Here is a 509-nt window from a genome sequence, read left to right on the forward strand (position 1 = left end):
GCCGCGTGCTGGTGATCGACGGCAGCGCCACCTACCGCACCTTCCTGGCCGGCCTGCTCAGCCAGGACGGACACGCGGTCACCGTCGGCGCGGGGGCGGAGGAGGCGCTCGCCGCCCTCGACTCCGAGGGCGAGGCGACGGCCTTCGACTGCGTCACCGTCGACCTGCTCGGGCCGACCTTCGACGGCCTCGCCCTGTGCCGCACGATCGACCAGCGTCGCGGCGCCCGGGTCGCGGGTGCCGGCTTCCATCTCGTCGGGATCGCCGGCAGCAACCCGCCCAAGGACTTCCTCGTCCAGGCCTACGCGGCCGGCGCGGACGACGTGGTCTCGAAATCCGACGCCGAGGTCCTGGCGCTGCGGGTGCGCGGGCTGGTGCGCCGCCGCTTCCTGGAGGAGGACGACCGCCGCATCGCCGGCGAGTTCGGCGCAAGGCAGCAGGCGGTTGAGCGGGCGCGCGCGGAAGCCGAAGCAGCCGAGGCCCGCGCGCGGCTGGCCGACGCGCTGGAG

1 protein-coding gene is annotated in these 509 nt (G+C 75.4%); it reads left to right on the forward strand.

The window, feature by feature from the left end; translation table 11 throughout:
- Window positions 1-509: response regulator (locus FV222_RS28825; RefSeq protein WP_147816527.1), on the forward strand; the 509-nt coding region annotated here is incomplete at both ends.

The organism is Methylobacterium sp. WL103, assembly GCF_008039885.1.
GTDB classification, from domain to species: Bacteria; Pseudomonadota; Alphaproteobacteria; order Rhizobiales; family Beijerinckiaceae; genus Methylobacterium; species Methylobacterium cerastii.